8 protein-coding genes and 9 pseudogenes are annotated in these 15,359 nt (G+C 63.9%); 7 read left to right on the forward strand and 10 right to left on the reverse strand.

Going from position 1 to position 15,359, the window contains the following annotated elements; genetic code table 11:
• Positions 1–73 precede the first annotated feature (73 nt).
• The 6 genes and pseudogenes from XpopCFBP1817_RS14695 to trxC form a co-directional block, all read left to right on the forward strand.
• Positions 74–2,240 (forward strand): annotated as a pseudogene (locus XpopCFBP1817_RS14695) (response regulator); the annotation flags it as partial.
• On the forward strand, positions 2,213–3,061 hold the full coding sequence (locus tag XpopCFBP1817_RS14700; protein WP_208619627.1) for a CheR family methyltransferase: 849 nt from the start codon (positions 2,213–2,215) through the stop codon (positions 3,059–3,061). The pseudogene XpopCFBP1817_RS14695 and the gene XpopCFBP1817_RS14700, both read left to right, overlap by 28 nt.
• Positions 3,058–3,645, forward strand: coding sequence for a chemotaxis protein CheB (locus tag XpopCFBP1817_RS14705; protein WP_128417683.1), 588 nt, complete (start codon positions 3,058–3,060; stop codon positions 3,643–3,645). Before XpopCFBP1817_RS14700 ends, XpopCFBP1817_RS14705 begins: the two co-directional genes overlap by 4 nt.
• A complete protein-coding gene (locus XpopCFBP1817_RS14710) occupies positions 3,642–4,772 on the forward strand; it encodes a hybrid sensor histidine kinase/response regulator (protein WP_128417684.1) in 1,131 nt (376 codons plus the stop codon). Before XpopCFBP1817_RS14705 ends, XpopCFBP1817_RS14710 begins: the two co-directional genes overlap by 4 nt.
• Before the next feature lie 173 nt (positions 4,773–4,945).
• The gene (locus XpopCFBP1817_RS14715; RefSeq protein ID WP_128417685.1) at positions 4,946–5,311 is read left to right on the forward strand and encodes a DUF1428 domain-containing protein; all 366 of its coding nucleotides are present in this window, start codon (positions 4,946–4,948) and stop codon (positions 5,309–5,311) included.
• Between the two features lie 194 nt (positions 5,312–5,505).
• On the forward strand, positions 5,506–5,952 hold the full coding sequence (gene trxC, locus XpopCFBP1817_RS14720; RefSeq protein ID WP_128417686.1) for a thioredoxin TrxC: 447 nt from the start codon (positions 5,506–5,508) through the stop codon (positions 5,950–5,952).
• Here the strand turns inward: trxC and XpopCFBP1817_RS24040 are convergent.
• The 6 genes and pseudogenes from XpopCFBP1817_RS24040 to XpopCFBP1817_RS14745 form a co-directional block, all read right to left on the reverse strand.
• Positions 5,951–6,145: pseudogene (locus XpopCFBP1817_RS24040) on the reverse strand (hypothetical protein); the annotation flags it as partial. The gene trxC and the pseudogene XpopCFBP1817_RS24040 sit on opposite strands and share 2 nt — an antisense overlap.
• Positions 6,118–6,416, reverse strand: a pseudogene (locus XpopCFBP1817_RS14725) (ATP-binding protein); the annotation flags it as partial. The pseudogenes XpopCFBP1817_RS14725 and XpopCFBP1817_RS24040, both read right to left, overlap by 28 nt.
• Positions 6,417–6,555: 139 nt before the next feature.
• Positions 6,556–7,547 (reverse strand): annotated as a pseudogene (locus XpopCFBP1817_RS14730) (ATP-binding protein); the annotation flags it as partial.
• Positions 7,538–7,933 carry an ATP-binding protein gene (locus XpopCFBP1817_RS14735; protein ID WP_128417687.1) on the reverse strand — a complete coding sequence of 132 codons (396 nt, stop codon included), beginning with the start codon at positions 7,931–7,933 and terminating at the stop codon, positions 7,538–7,540. The pseudogene XpopCFBP1817_RS14730 and the gene XpopCFBP1817_RS14735, both read right to left, overlap by 10 nt.
• Positions 7,930–8,293 (reverse strand): annotated as a pseudogene (locus XpopCFBP1817_RS14740) (STAS domain-containing protein). The gene XpopCFBP1817_RS14735 and the pseudogene XpopCFBP1817_RS14740 overlap by 4 nt, the downstream one beginning before the upstream one ends.
• Before the next feature lies 1 nt (position 8,294).
• A pseudogene (locus XpopCFBP1817_RS14745) lies at positions 8,295–8,652 on the reverse strand (STAS domain-containing protein); the annotation flags it as partial.
• Between the two features lie 581 nt (positions 8,653–9,233).
• On the opposite strand from XpopCFBP1817_RS14745, the gene XpopCFBP1817_RS14750 reads away from it, so the two are divergent.
• Positions 9,234–10,334: an NADH:flavin oxidoreductase/NADH oxidase gene (locus tag XpopCFBP1817_RS14750; protein ID WP_128417688.1), complete on the forward strand. Its 1,101-nt coding sequence runs from the start codon at positions 9,234–9,236 to the stop codon at positions 10,332–10,334.
• Positions 10,335–10,535: 201 nt separating this feature from the next.
• Here XpopCFBP1817_RS14750 and XpopCFBP1817_RS23150 read toward each other — a convergent pair.
• From XpopCFBP1817_RS23150 to XpopCFBP1817_RS14770, 4 genes and pseudogenes are all read right to left on the reverse strand, one after another.
• Positions 10,536–10,757: pseudogene (locus tag XpopCFBP1817_RS23150) on the reverse strand (IS110 family transposase); the annotation flags it as partial.
• Positions 10,756–12,097, reverse strand: a pseudogene (locus XpopCFBP1817_RS14760) (hypothetical protein); the annotation flags it as partial. The pseudogenes XpopCFBP1817_RS14760 and XpopCFBP1817_RS23150, both read right to left, overlap by 2 nt.
• Positions 12,098–12,136: 39 nt before the next feature.
• A pseudogene (locus XpopCFBP1817_RS14765) lies at positions 12,137–13,623 on the reverse strand (ATP-binding protein).
• Positions 13,624–13,837: 214 nt separating this feature from the next.
• Complete coding sequence (locus XpopCFBP1817_RS14770; RefSeq protein ID WP_208619628.1) at positions 13,838–15,193, reverse strand: helix-turn-helix transcriptional regulator; 1,356 nt, start codon at positions 15,191–15,193, stop codon at positions 13,838–13,840.
• Positions 15,194–15,359 lie beyond the last annotated feature (166 nt).

Here is a 15,359-nt window from a genome sequence, read left to right on the forward strand (position 1 = left end):
TGGAGCGATTACGCACACTGCCCGAACACGTCTACAACCAGATGGTCATGGGCTGAAAAACGTGGGGATACCTCAGACCCAGGCACTGGAAGCGCAGAAGCAGGCCCTGCTGGTTGCGCAGAACCAGCTGGTGCGCAACAGCAACGCGCTATCTACCGCTTCGCGTTACAAGTCAGAATTTCTGGCCAACATGTCGCACGAGTTACGCACGCCGCTCAACAGTGCGCTGATCCTGGCCAAGCTGCTGTCCGACAACAAGGAAGGCACGCTCAGCGCCGAGCAGGTGAAATATGCGCAGGCCATTCTCTCTTCCAACAACGATCTGCTGGCACTGATCAACGACATTCTGGATTTGTCCAAGATCGAAGCCGGGCACGTGGAACTGGCCGATGAAACGATAGCGACCAGCTCGGTGCTGCAGCGCCTGCGCGAAACCTTCGAGCCACTGGCGCGGCAAAAAGGTCTGGCCTTGCAGATCGCGGCCGAAGCCGATGCGCCGACGCAACTGATCGTCGATAGCCAGCGTCTGCAGCAGATTCTCAAGAACCTGCTGACCAATGCGATCAAGTTCACCGAGCACGGCAGTGTCAGTCTGTCGATCCAGGCGCACACGCCGGGCCGGGTGCTGTTCAAGGTCCACGACACCGGCATCGGCATCGCGCGCCAACAGACCGAGATCATCTTCGAAGCGTTCCGCCAGCACGCGGCGGCGCTATGGCGGCACCGGGCTGGGCTTGTCGATCTCGCGCGATCTGGCGCAGCGCATGGGCGGCAGCATCCGTGTGGACAGCGCGCCGGGACGCGGCAGTTGTTTCACACTGGAATTGCCGACCGACGGCGCGCCGGCAGAAGTAGTCACTATTGCAGAGACGAATACGCAGCCGGCTTCAATCGAGACTGCGCAGCAACAGCAACGTCAACAGCAGCACACCAGCAGCATGGCGATGGCCTCTCGCCTCGGCGAGCAGGCTGTGGTGGCGTCCAGCGTCTTGCCGCTGCCGATTCCATCCGCAAGCGCGGCGCCGATCCAGCGCGCCGACGACGATCGCGATCAACGCAGCCGTCCGGGCCGGTTGATCCTGGCAGTGGAAGACGACACCCGCTTTGCGCAAGCCCTGGTCGATCTGACACATGAGCTGGACTTCGATTGCGTGGTGGCGCCCAGCGCCGAAGAAGCGCTGCAACTGGCGGCCGAATTGCGCCCCAGCGGCATCCTGCTCGACATAGGCCTGCCAGATGCGTCCGGCTTGAGCGTGCTCGAACGCCTCAAGCGCGACCCGGCAACGCGGCACATCCCGGTGCATGTGGTTTCGGCCATCGAGCGCAGCCAGATTGCGCTGGAACTCGGTGCGGTAGGCTCTCTGATCAAGCCGGCCACGCGGGATTTGCTGGCTGGCGCGATCCGCCAGCTGGAAGACACCAATGCACGCGCCGTGCGCCGCTTGTTGATCGTCGAAGACGACAGCGCGCTGCGCGCGAATCTGGAACTGATGCTGGCGCGCGATCAATTGGAAATCGTCGCAGTCGGCTGTATTGCCGAAGCGATGCAGCAACTGGCCGGCTCCACCTTCGATTGCATGGTCACCGATCTGGCGCTGCCAGACGGCAGCGGCTACGACCTGCTCGAGCGCATGGCCGGCAACGATGCAGTCGCCTTCCCGCCGGTGATCGTCTACACCGGGCGTGCGCTCGCCCGCGACGAAGAACAGCGCCTGCGCCGTTATTCCAACAGCATCATCATCAAGGGCGTGCGCTCGCCGGAGCGCTTGATCGACGAAGTGACGCTGTTCCTGCATCGCGTGGAAGCCTCGTTGCCGAGCGACCAGCAACGCCTGCTGCGCGAAGCGCGCCGCCGCGATGCGGCGCTGGATGGCGCCACCGTGCTGCTGGCCGAAGACGATGTGCGCAACATCTTCGCGCTGTCCGGCGTGCTGGAACCGTTGGGCGTGGCGCTGCAGATCGCGCGCAATGGCTGCGAGGCGCTGGAACAGCTGGCCAGGCACGCAGTGGATCTAGTGCTGATGGACATCATGATGCCGGAGACGGACGGCCTCACTGCAATACGCCAGATCCGCGCCAACCGTCAGTGGCAGGACCTGCCGATCATCGCGCTGACCGCCAAGGCCATGGCCGACGACCGCGAACGCTGCCTTGAGGCCGGCGCCAACGACTACATCGCCAAGCCCATCGACGTGGAAAAGCTGGTGTCGCTGTGCCGGGTGTGGTGCTCGCGTCAATGAACGCAGTGGAGCTGTTCGATCTGGAGCTGCAGGTGCTGCTGGAAGAGCTCTACCAGCGCTATTACTACGATTTCCGCGATTACGCAGTGTCATCGTTGCGGCGGCGCATGCGCCACGCCATGGGGCGCTTCGATTGCGCGCGCGTGGCCGATCTGCAGCATCGCCTGCTGCACGAGCCGGAGACGTTTGCGCAAGCGATGCAATTCTTCACCGTGCAGGTGTCGGAGATGTTCCGCGACCCGGCCTATTTCCGGGTGCTGCGCGAGCATGCAGTGCCGGTGTTGCGCACCTATCCATCGATCAAACTATGGGTAGCCGGTTGCAGCACCGGTGAAGAAATCTGGTCGCTGGCGATTCTGTTGCACGAAGAAGGCCTGCTGGAAAAAGCGATGATTTACGCCACCGACATCAATCCCGAAGCGTTGGGCATGGCAGAGGCCGGTGCCTACGGCATCGACCGCATCGCGCAGTTCAACCGCAATTATCTGGATGCCGGCGGCCGTGGGTCTTTGTCCGACTACTTCACCACTGCTTACGATGGCGCGGTGTTCGATCGCCGCCTCAAGCGCAATATCGTGTTCGCCGATCACAGCCTGGCGACCGATACGGTGTTCTCCGAGGTGCATCTGGTGTCGTGCCGCAATGTACTGATCTACTTCAACCGCACTCTGCATGACCGCGCGGTGGGTCTGTTCCATGACGCGCTGGTGCATCGCGGTTTTCTGGGCTTGGGCAGCAAGGAGGCGCTGCAGTTTGGCGCGCCTGCGCACGCCTTCGAAACCGTGGCACGCGAGCAACGCCTGTTTCGGAAGGCAGCATGAGCGGTGCTCGCGAGGTGCAGCAGCTCTTCGAGGCGATCGTGGTCGGCGCATCGGCCGGTGGTGTGATGGCGTTGCAGGCGTTGTTGTCCAGCCTGCCCGCGGATCTGCTGATGCCGGTGCTGGTGGTGCTGCATCTGCCACGCGACCGCACCAGCCATCTTGCTGAACTGATGGATGCACGCTGCGCCTTGCCGATGCGCAAGGCCGAGGACAAGCAACCGCTGCTCGCCGGCAGCGTGACCATCGCCCCGCCCGACTATCATCTGTTGGTAGAGAACCGCGATAGCCTGGCGTTGTCGATGGATGCACCGGTGCTGTTTTCGCGCCCGGCGATCGACCCCTTGTTCGAATCGGCTGCCGATGTCTTCGGGCAGCGCCTGCGGGCAATCCTGCTCACCGGTGCCAGCAGCGATGGCAGCGTTGGCGTGGCCGCAGTACGCACGGTCGGCGGAACTGCCTGGATCCAGCGCCCAGACGATGCGGCCTGTCCCTTGATGCCCACCTCTGCCATCGCCCATGCAGGCGCGGATGCGGTGCTGACCTTGCAGGCGATCTGCAGCCGATTGGAGGCTTTTCACCGATGAATCTCACCGCAACCGGCCTGGCTGCAAACACCCTCGACACCGAACCTGCAAAGCTGCTGATCGTGGACGACGTCCCGCAGAATCTGGTGGCGATGGAAGCGCTGTTGCAACGCGACGGCCTCCAGTTGCTGTGCGCGGCCTCCGGCGCGCAGGCGCTGGAGCTGTTGCTCGAACACGATGTGGCCTTGGCACTGCTGGACGTGCACATGCCGGAAATGGACGGATTTTCGCTTGCCGAACTGATGCGCGGCTCACAGCGCGCCCGGCATGTGCCGATCATTTTTTTGACCGCCTCGCCGAACGACCCGATGCGTGCGTTTCAAGGCTACGAAACCGGTGCGGTGGATTTTTTGCACAAGCCGATTGAGCCGCATGTAATCCTGAGCAAGGTCACTGTGTTCATCGAGTTGTATCAGCAACGGCGCCTGCTCAAGGCGCGCAATGCCTCGCTGGAACGCGCGCTCACACTCAACCAAACCATGATAGCCGTGCTGACTCACGACCTGCGCACGCCGCTGTCGGTGATTCTGCTGTGCGCAGACAAGCTCAGCCTGGATGTGGCGGCCGACGGCTCGGCTGCACGCACACTGGAACACCTGGAAAGCAGCGCACATCGCATGGCACGCATGGTCGAGCAGTTGCTGGATTTCTCGCGTCTGCGCACCGACGGGCTGTCGATGCAGTTCGGGCCCTGCAATCTCGGCGAGGTGACACACAGCGCGGTGAACGAAGTGGCGCAAGCCAATCCGCATACGCCAATCGACTTGCGTGGCGAAGGCGATCTGGACGGCGATGGCGATGGCGATCGGCTTGCACAGGTGATCTCTAACCTGGTCGGCAATGCAGTGCTGCATGGCGCGCGCCAGCCGGTGCGGGTGCACCTGGACGGACGCGAGCGCGACACACTGCGCTTGTCGGTGCGCAACGCCGGCAACATCCCCGACAGTTTGATGCCGCGCCTGTTCGAGCCATTCAAGGCCAGCTTCCACGCAAGCCAGGGCTTGGGGCTGGGTTTGTTTATCGCAGATCAGTTCGTCAAGGCACATGGCGGCAAGCTGCACGCACGCAACGAAGACGGCGATGTGGTGTTCGAAGCGACGCTGCGGCGGCGCAATCTGGCAGCGTAAGCACAGCGAGCGGAACACTGCACCGTAACGCAGTCTCAACAAGACGCTGTAACGCCAATTGGCGAACCCATCAAACGCGCATCACCCATTGCGATTGAATTATCTATTGTAAGAGCGGCGATTCGTCGTTCTTATCACGCGCACGCCGTGCTTCATATCTGCGGAGAGAGTGTATGTCGTATGTGGATGGTTTTGCGCTTGCCGTACCCGCTGCCAACAAGGCTGCATTTCTGGAACATGCCCGCATGGGCGATGCGGTATTCATAGAATACGGTGCGCTGCGCGTGGTGGAGTGCTGGGGCGAGGAAGTACCGCACGGAGAACAGACCGATTTCCATCGCGCGGTCGACGCCGCCGAGGATGAAAACGTGGTGTTTTCCTGGATCGAATGGCCCGACAAGGCCACCCGCGATGCCGGCATGGAAAAGATGATGGCCGACCCGCGCATGGACCCGGCGGTCAACCCGATGCCGTTCGATGGCAAGCGCTTGATCTATGGCGGCTTCGTTCCGCTGGTGACGCTGGGACAGACCGGCTGAGCGATGCAGCGTGCAACACGCACACACGTATGCCGCACGCTGCAGCAACCAGCGCAGTGAGGATGTTCTCAGCCGTCTCCAGCACAACGTCTTCGGTCGCCGCCATGACACTGGCGGCATGCGGCTGCGCTCGCCGCCATGGGTGCGTAAGCGCAACGCCTTGATGACGTTACCCGGCTACTGGAGATCACTGCATGAGCGACGCACCGCTGCTGGTGGCCTGCCCAAACTGCGCTGCGATGAATCGCGTGGCGCAGGCGCGTCTGCGCGATGCACCCAACTGCGGCAGCTGCCATAAGCCGCTGTTTCTGCGTGCACCGGTGGCGCTGTCCACTGCCGATTTCGACAAGCATGCGGTACGCAGCGAGCTGCCGCTGGTGGTGGACTTCTGGGCGCCGTGGTGCGGGCCGTGCCTGAGCATGGCGCCGCAGTTCGCTGCGGCCGCCGCATTACTGGAACCGCAGGTACGTCTGGCAAAAGTGGATACCGATCTGCATCCGGTGCTGGGCACGCGCTTTGGCATCCGCAGCATTCCCACCTTGCTGGTCATTCGTGGCGGCAGCGAGCTGGGCCGTCATTGCGGCGCAGTGAATAGCGCGCAGATCGTCGCTTGGGTGCAGTCGGTGTTGCGCAGCCGTTGAAATAAAAAGCCCGCTGCGTGATGCACGCAGCGGGCCTGGTTTTTTCGCGATCAGCATCACTGCGATGTGCCGAGCCGGTGGCGATTTCCGCCAGCCGCGGCACACGCTCGATGCGCTTGGATTCCAACGCCGGCTGGATCATGTCCAGACCGGAAATGATGCTGGTCAGCAGGTTGTTGAAGTCGTGCGCGATGACGACTGGGCAAGTGCGTTCTCCGCTGCCAGCGTCACCGGCAGCACCACGAAAAATCCGGACCCTTCGCCGACCACGCTATTGATCCACACCCTGCCGCCAAGCAGCTCGGCGAAGCGCTTGCAGATCGCCAGCCCCAGACCGGTACCGGTCAGGCGTTTTTTTGCAGCGGCGAATCCACCTGCACAAAATCCTCGAACAAGGCCGCGTGCAGTTCGGCCGGGATGCCGATGCCGGTGTCCTGCACACCGAAGCGCACATGGGTTCGGCCTGCTGATCGAGCTCGTCATACAGCGCCAGCACGCTCTGGTTGGTTCCTTCCAACTCCTCGCGCAAGGCCTGATTCTGCTGCCGCAGCGCGTCGAGTTCGGCCAGCGGATCGGCTGCAGATGCAGCATCGGATGAAGGCGTTGCATGCCTCCCAAACGCATGACGAACACAGGCATCGTCGCGGCTACGCGCGTAATCGCGCAACGGTACTGCGGCAACAATACGCAGGTGGCGCGACAATAGCGCCGGATGATCGCGCAGATTCCAGCGCGTTTGCAGGCCATCGCTCTGCATCACCAGCAGCTTGCCGGCCGCACTCGGAAAGTCGAACGGCTGCGCCTTGCGGAACTGCAACCCGACAATACCCGGATGCGAGGGCATGCCGCGCACCCCATCGCCATCGTATAGCGAGGCGACGAGACTGTCCACGCCGGCAAAGCGCACCTGCCCGGTGCTGCTGTCGAACTGCATCGCCGCCGCACCACCGCGCGTGCCGGCATGCAAGCGCGCGATGAGCTCGCCTGGCTCGCCGCGGGCCGCTGCCATCGCGCGCGTGCCTGCATCGGCAGCATCGGCCGCGCACGGGCCGTGGGCCAGGCCGTCGATCAATGTAACCGTCACCCGTTGCTCGCAGATCGCCAACTGCCAGGCGTCGCCGCACACCACTTCGTTATGCAGCGATACGCGCACCGCGCCATACGGTAGATCCAGTTCGGCGCATTGCTGCGCAAACAGCCGCGCCATCACGATCGCGCCTTTGGCATCGGAGTCCGCGTCCAGCACCTGCGCCTTGTGCTTGATCACGCCCAGTCCGGTATCCGGTGTGCCGGCGGTTGAATAGCCATCGCGCAGGCCGTCTTCAAACACAAACCCGGGGGCCTGCGTCGATGGCGCAGATCTCCACGCATCTGCCCTCGCGCGCGGCCACCGTCGCCAATTGAACGCAGCCGCCACGCCCAGGCTTGACCATGTTGGTGGCAAGCTCGGCGGCGACCCGCGCAACGCGACCGCATGCGGCTTCGTCGACCCCCAGCGTCTGCGCGAGTGCCGTCGATTCACGGCCCTGCCCGACCTGGCTGGCTTCGTCGACACGAAACAGGCGGGTTACCGCACCGGCAACCATCACTTCCATGTGGTGATGGTGATGCGCGTGCACTTGCCCGGCGTGGTGTCCACCACGAAGTCATCCACCAGTCGTCGGCTGCCGGACAGACCCAACCCAAGCCCGCTGCCGGAGGTCCGGCCATCGGTGAGCGCCAGATCCAGATCGGGAATGCCGGGGCCCTCGTCGCGGAAGATCAGCTGCACGCCCTTGCCGATGCCGTTTTCCACCAGCGCCCAGTCCATATCGCCGCCACCGCCGTAGGTCACGGTGTTGCGCGCCAGTTCGCTGGCCGCAGTGACCAGCTTGGTCTGGTCGGCCAGACGCAAGCCACACTGCACCACCAGCTTGCGCACCGTCTGCCGGGCCAGCACCACACCCTGTTCGGTGCGTACCGGTTGCGACGCTGTGGTCATGAATCGCGATCGGGTTGCTGCAACAGGCGCATACCGCGTTCGACGTTGAGCGCGGTGCGCACCGAGGGCAAGGTCAGGCCCAGTTCGACCAAGGCGATCGCCACCCCCGGCCGCATGACCACCACCACGGTCTTGGCATCCATCACTGCGGCCCGCCAGAAGATGGTGCTGATCATGCGGCCGATAAACGAGTCGACGCTATCCAGTGCGGAGATGTCGATCAGCACGCCGCGCGCGAAGGTGGCGCTGATCTTTTCCGACAGGTTTTCCTGCAACGTCATCGCCAGACTGGTCGTGCATGTCCGCCTGGATGGTGACCTGCAACAGGTCGCCCATCCGCAGGATCGGGATGCGCTCCATGTCAGCTCGCCTTGCTCACGGTCACGCCGGTACGCTTGAGCGCCAGCGCCAGCGCATCGAACGGTTGGACTTGGTCAGATGCCCTGCAGGTCCAGCCCCAGATGCACGATGGTCTGCGCAATCTGCAGGCGCAGGCCGTTGATGATGGCATCGGCGCCGATCAGACGAATCGCGGTGACGGTCTCGAGCAGATGCTGCGCAACCAGCGTGTCCACGGTAGGCACGCCGCCGATGGCGATGATGGCGATCTCCGAGCCGGTGTCGACAATGCGTTGCAGCAGCGATTCCATCACCACCTGGGTGCGCTGCGAATCCAGCGTGCCGATCATCGGCAGGGCCAGCACGCCGTAACACAACTTTCAGCGATGCCACCAGCAAGCGCAAAAATTCCGCGCCATGGGTTTCGATTTCCTGCTGCGAAATACGCACGCCGCTGCCGAGGCTGGAACCCAGCCATGCGGTCAACAACGTGGTGTCCTGGCCACGAATCGCATCGAGCGCTGCTGCAATGCCACCATGAGATCGCCCACCAAGCAGAAGAAAGGCTGGGCATGCGGGCCGGGCTGCGCACGTGGTTGGCGCGGCGCCCCCACGCCGAAGCGCAGCAGAATAAAAAAATTCAGATTCGGCAACCAACGACGAACCTGTAGCAGTCATCAGACACTACCTTTCAGTGTGGCATTGCAGCGCACAGGGCGAACGTGAGCCCGACCACGCCTGGGGAGATGCGCGCGCGTTGTTCGAAGGCCGCTAACCCATGGCGGGCGCTGCCGAAAAGCGTGTTGGGGGCTTGATCGAAGCGATGTGGTGCGTGCACGCCGAATGAGGCCGCATGCGCACAACCGGTAGTGCGTGCAACGCGCTGTGCCACCAGCAGGCTGTCGAACTGCGGCCGGGCGTGTTCTGATCACGCTCTGACTTTTCTCAGGCGTTTTCCCCAATGTCATCGCTTTTTTCTGCGTATCAACTCAAAGAGGTCACGTTGCGCAACCGCATCGCCATTGCGCCGATGTGCCAATACACCGCCGTGGACGGCTTCACCAACGACTGGCATCAGGTGCACTATGCCAGCATAGCGCGCGGTGGTGCGGGCCTGGTGATCGTCGAAGCCACCGGCGTGTCGCCGGAAGGCCGCATCACGCCCGGTTGCCTGGGTCTGTGGAACGACGCCCAGGCCGAAGGGCTAGCGCGTATTGCCGCATCGATCAGCGCCGCTGGCGCGGTGCCGGGTATCCAGATCGGCCATGCCGGGCGCAAGGCCAGCGCCAACCTGCCGTGGGAAGGCGACGACCACATCGCCGACGGCGACGCACGTGGCTGGGGCACCATTTCGCCGTCAGCGGTCGCCTTCGGTGGCGGCCTGCCCAAACTGCCGCGAGAGATGACGCTGCACGACATCGCGCGCGTGCGTCGCGATTTTGTCGCGGCCGCGCAGCGCGCGCGCGCTGCCGGCTTCCAGTGGTTGGAGCTGCATTTTGCGCATGGCTATCTGGCGCAGAGTTTCTTTTCAGTGCACGCCAATCATCGCCAGGATCAGTACGGTGGCACCGCCGAAAATCGTGGACGCTTTCTGCTGGAAAAGCTGCAAGCCGTGCGTGCGGTCTGGCCGGAACATCTGCCGCTCTGCGCGCGCTTTGGCGTGATCGAATTCGATGGCCGCGACGAAGAGACCTTGCAGGAAGCCATCGCATTGACGCGCAACTTCCAGCAAAGCGGCCTGGATCTGCTCAACGTCAGCATTGGCTTCAGCACACCGACCGCGCAGATTCCGTGGGGCCCGGCGTTGCTGGCGCCGTTCGCCGAACGCGTCAGCCGCCAAGCCCAACTGCCGGTTGCCTCGTCCTGGAATATCGACGACCCGCTGGAAGCCGACCGCGTCATCGCCGCCGGGCAGATGGAGCTGGTGATGATCGGCCGCGCGCATCTGGCCAACCCGCATTGGCCCTATCACGCCGCATTGGCGCTGGGCGAAGAGCGCCCGTCGTGGGTGCTGCCGCCCTCCTACGCGCATTGGCTGGAGCGCTACGGCAAGCGCAGCTGAGGCGCACGTGCTGCGAGTTTGCCGCATGCGCGAATGCCTCGGTCACTCAGGGTGCTTGCACGCGTACCCACCTGGGGCACGCCGCAAGGACATCGCTGTAGCAATTGTGTTGTTGAAGGGGGCTCTGGCCGTTTCGGAAGCGAGCCACGGCAGTGCCGGCCGCTGGTTGGCAGCCATCGCACTGGTTTAGAGAATGCACACTCACATCGGGAAGGCTTGAGCTTCTCGCGCTCGGGCGTTGAGAGTGACGCGCATCTTTCGCATCGCCGCCACGACAGCGACCTTGCCGTGCTTTCCGCTTGCTCGCAGCGACCGGTAGAACTCCCGGATCCGGGACTCGTGCTGGATGGCAGACAGGCACGCCATGTACAGCACGTTGCGGACCTCGATCCGCCAGGCCCGGATCCGGCGGATGCCGCGCATGCGAGCCGGGCGAGAGGTCCAGCAACGCGGTGCAGGCCTGTTCCAGCGCCGGCCAATCAGCCAGTCGCTGGGCCGGCTGCGCTTCGCACCACAGCACCTCCACCGGCACCAGGGGGCGATACAGCTGCGCCAGCCGACGCATACCGGCTTCGTCGCCATGGCCCAGCAGCAGATGCATCAGCCGGAAGGTCGGGCTGGTTTCGCGGTCGGCGTGCCGCTGCGCGAACGCCCACAACAGCGTCATCGCCTCATCGTCGGCCGCACACGCGCTCAATGCCGACGCGGTGGTGTCCACCAACGCGGTATCGTCGGGGCGTGCCGCCACGGTCCTGCCGCAACTTGGGCACGTGCGCAAGCGCCAGGTGCCGGCGCGCAGTCCACACCGCACCACGCTGCAATGCCAGCGCGATCGCAATCTCGGCCGCGTCGATCAGGATGCGATGCGCACCGACCTGCGCGTGATGGTCGAGCGCCACCTGTAAGCGGCTGCCCAGATCCCAGGGTTGCGCTCCGGCGTGTGCGATACCAGCACCACCACCGCACGCAACCAGTGCAGGCGATAACGCAGTGCAACCTCACGCCACCGCAGAAATGCTTCCAGCGCTTCATCATCGCAATGCAATAGCGCCAATGCGCTGGCTTTTTGCAAGCGCCGCGGCTGACTGCAGTTGGCCCACGCCGCACCTGCGCGCGATGCCTCGCGTTCGCGCTGATCGATCAGTATCAGCGCTTCTTCGGCGCGGCCGAGCGAGCGATGCGCATGCCAGGCACGCCATCGTAAATCTGCCCGCGATGCGCAAGGATGGTCTGCGACTGTTGTTCCAGATAACTCAGCGCCGCCTCGCCTCGCCGCGTCCATCGGACATCGTCGAGCAAGGCATCGGCGTTTTCGCAGCTCAAACACTGGTAACACGACCAACTCGGGGCGATGCGGCCCAGCGTTTCCTCGCAGACCTCAATGCGCTCTTCCACCCAGCCCGGTCCATCGATATTGGCGTAACACGCAGCCAGATCCTGGGTCACGCACACCGATTGCGCGCACTCCACCGCATCGGCGCGATGCGCGCGCTCGAACAACGTCACTGCATCGCTCAGCGCACGCTCGCCTTGGCATAGATTGCCGACCCGGTTGCGCACCTCCCGATACCGACGAACACTCCCAGCCACGGATTGGCCAGCGTCTTGCCCAGCGCACGCGCCTCGGGCAGCAAGGCTTTGGCACGTTCGATCTGCAGAGCGCAGAGATGGTCGGTCAGGCGCGTCAGCAGCTGCGCATTGTGCGGCTGCCCCACTTCGCCAAGATCGTCCGGCAGCTTTTCTACCCAGTTCCAGATTTCCATCGTATTGCTCCTTCGATCCGGCGCTCAGCGCGCCAGTCATTAGGGCACGGCCTCGGCAAGATCGCCGAACGCCCGGTTCACCTCCGTTCCGCCCGACGCGCTGGCACCGGGCTGCGGCTGGGCGCGTCCCTGCGCCGACACGATCACCTTCAGTGAGCGCAGCAACGGCACCGCCACCGCTGCCTGCGGATTGCCGGCGCCCAACGACGCAGAAACGGCACCCCAGCACAGCGATTGCCGTAAGCCACCGGCACGCCCATCGCGCGGAAAAGCATTTCTTCGAACCGCTGTCGCTGTACAGGATCACATGCACCGCGCCACGCGCAGGCAACTGCTGCGCCGGCGGATCGCCCTGCGAGGTCGGCACCCGTACGTGTTCCATCAGCAACTCGAACAAGCGCTCGTCGCGCAAGGCCGCGCCCAGCAAGGCATCGTTGTGGCGCAGCAGAATGCGCCGCCAGGCTTCTGGCTGCTGACGTGCCACATCGGTCAGACCTTGCACCAAGGCTTCGGACAAGACGCGCTGCACTGACGTGTAGGTCGTATCGCGCTGCAGGTCCTCGCGGCTGGCGGTGGGCGTCAACCGATTGGATTCGATCACCCAACCGATGAAGCCCGCTCACGGCGTGAGCAGCCCGCGGGCGTTGTCGTCCAGCAACCTGCCACGCAGGAACACCGACAGATTGCGGTTGTCTCTGGTGGCGTAGATCGCCCCGTCCTGCAGCCACAGCAAGCCGACCGCATCGCTGCCATCCTCCGTGCGCACCGGCATGCAGCACAAGGGTTCGAAGTTGCACTCGGAGCGCGCGGCAAACTCGCGTTGACGGCGCCAGGCCTGCACAGGATGCAACGGCACCGCATCGTGTATGCGCCACGGCGGCGGCTCGGGATTGATCGCCTGCGCATCGCCACCGATCCAGATCGGCTCGCGCAACAGCGCGCAGTAGCGCGACAGGATCTCGCGCAGCCGTCCTTCCTGGGCTAGCGACCGATAGTCCTCATGTAGTTCCAGCGCCACTTCGGTGGCGACCTGCGCGCGCCGGGATCGGGCTGACCGTGTATTGCTCGGTATTGCTGGAGAGGTAGCATGCCCCAGCGTCGGCGTTTGGTAGGAGGTAGTGCGCACGACGGCCCGGCGCGCCAGCACGAAGGCCGACAAAAACCCAGGCCCGAACATACCGATCAGGCCACTGCCTTCATGCCCGCTCTGACGCAGTGGCCCACGCCCACGGTGGCCAGATAATCGTGAATTTCCTTCTGGGTCAGGCCCGCGCCGGTGTCGATGATGCGCATCAATGCCCTGGTCAGCATCGGCGTGCACGTCGATGCGCAATCGGCCTTGCCGTTCGGGTTGTTCCAGGCGGCGGCGCAGGATCGACGCGTGCGCGTTCTGCACCAGCTCGCGCAGTGCGACCACCGGTGTGGACTACAGATGCTTGCTGAGGACGGACATTCAGTCAGTTGAGATCGACGCCTGCACGGCGCATCTGAAAGGCGTCCGTCGCCTCGGAGGTCTGATCTTGCATGATCGTCCCTCATTTCCTTGGCCGGCACACCTATCCTCGGACGCGCCTTCCTGTGTGGCAATGCGAGCCGGAAAACATATCCCGCAAGCCACGCCGCACGCACGTCACACTCTGGCTCCTTCCACCGCGCTGCGAACGGCCAACGCCGCGACATCACCCACCCGAAACGAAGCACCACGGCCTGCAGGAGTGCACGGCCGTGGCGCCAGACACATTACCGCTGCAAGGTTTCCATCGGTGCTTCATTGAAGTGCTGGCGGTAGCCCTTGGCCAGCGCCGAGCGGCTACCCACGCCCCAACGGCTGGCCGCCTGCAGCACGCTGCCGCAGCCGCCCTCGGCCAGCAGTTCGTCGCGAATTCTCTGCATGCGAAAGCGACGCAGCACCTGGGTCGGCGACAAGCCGGTGGCCGACTTGAACGCCTGCTGCAACGCACGCCCGGTCACACCGATCTGCGCGGCCACTTCATTGATCGACAGATCCGAGCGGTGCGCGTTGGTGATCATGTAGGTGTAGGCACGCCGGTACTTGGCAGGCAGACGCGCAGAGATGTCATCGCTCACATGCGCCGGGGTACCGCTTTCCAGAAGGCGCGGTGCCTGCACCTCGCTGCGCAGGCATTGCACTGCCCCCAACGCATACCGGTTGTAAAGCAACAGCGCCTGTTCGGTACGGCCCATTGCCTGGCTGATCTTGGCCTGGCAATACTCGAACTCCAGATTCCAGCGCGGCGCATGGTGCCGCCCGGCACCGGCCAGCGAACGCTCGGCCAGATCCGCACGCCCCACCGCCAACGCGGCCAACGCCAGTTCCACCTGCGCGTCCTGGCGGGCGCACGGCGGGCAACCGGTGGCCGCAGCCGGCAATGCATCGATCTGCGCATCGAAACCGCAGATATCGCCACCGGCAATCCGCAACAGGTTGCGCACATGGCGCATGCGCTGGGCGAGCATCGGCATGCTCTCGGCCAGATCGGCGATGCAGGCACGCAGCTCGCTGGGCTCGAAGGCATGTACCGCATCTTCCTGACGCAGCGTGGCCTGCCAGAACACGTGATCGCTCATGCGATCAGAGCGACGGATACGCAGCTGCGCAATCATGTCCAGACGCAGCGCGGTGGCGATCCGAAGCCACTCCATCGCACCATTGTCCAGTTCCGAAAACACCTCGTTGGCGCGCTCCAGCGTCTGCAGCGCGAGAGTGCTCTGGCCCAGATGGAAATGCGTCAACGCCTTACCAAAGAAGCTCTCGCCGCACAGCTGGGCCGGCGTCTCGCGGTCCATCACCAATTGCGCAAAACAGTTCAATGCCGCGCTCAGCCGGCGCTGGCTCAGCATCAGCCAGGCGGTATTGCGGCACGACAACACCCGCAGCTGCCGTTGATGCCCACGCATCGCCTTCAATGCATGCCGATACGCATCCTCGGCTTCTTCCTGATATTCCAGGATCAGCAGCGCGTCGCCACTGGCGCCTAGCAGGCTGACATCATCGTCGACGCCATCCGAAGCGGCTTGCCCGTCACGGCGTTGTTGAAGGTGCTGCAGACCCTGCGGCCAGGAACCAACCAGCATCCTGCTTGTATAGGTAGGAAGACGGTCTGCGTACGTCAACGCAGAGATCGCTGCGAGGTAGGTGGAAAGGATCATGACGGGCTCTCTCTTAGAGCCCGTTCAAAGTCTTCCCGAATTATCCGATCATATGGAGATGAGAGCACGCTATCCCAGTGACGTCAGCCGC

Source organism: Xanthomonas populi, assembly GCF_002940065.1.
Lineage (GTDB): Bacteria > Pseudomonadota > Gammaproteobacteria > Xanthomonadales > Xanthomonadaceae > Xanthomonas > Xanthomonas populi.